This is a genomic window from Pseudorhodobacter sp. E13 (genome assembly GCF_003991405.1).
GTDB lineage: Bacteria > Pseudomonadota > Alphaproteobacteria > Rhodobacterales > Rhodobacteraceae > Pseudorhodobacter.
Window position 1 is genome coordinate 1 of the sequence record NZ_RPEN01000071.1, and the last position, 343, is coordinate 343.

The following is a 343-nucleotide window of genomic DNA, read 5'->3' on the forward strand; positions in this document are numbered from 1 at the left end:
CCGCACATTCGCGCTATCGAGCGCCAGCGTTCCGTAAGGCACGCTATAGGTCAACACGACGGTCGCGCCGGTGGCCGTGGCGGCGGTGATATAGGTTGCCCGGCTCTTTTGTGCGGCGGTGCATGTTGCTTGCAGCAAGGCGCGGGCAGCGGTTTGGCCGATCTGCGCATAGCCTTGGCCAGTAAAGTGCAGGTAATCGGTCGGATCATAGGCGGCGGCCCAGCGGTAATCCGGACCGGCCAGATTGATCTTCGGGTTGCTGATATGCGCGCGCAACATTGCCAGCGCCGCTCTCGATGCGGGCGGTTCGGGCATATCGGCCACGGACTTGATAGAGGAAGGC

Annotated in this window: 1 protein-coding gene; it reads right to left on the bottom strand. The window is 63.0% G+C overall.

Going from position 1 to position 343, the window contains the following annotated elements; all coding sequences use genetic code 11:
• A partial coding sequence (locus EGN72_RS19045) for a hypothetical protein (protein ID WP_199743672.1) occupies nt 1–343 on the bottom strand: 343 nt, incomplete at both ends.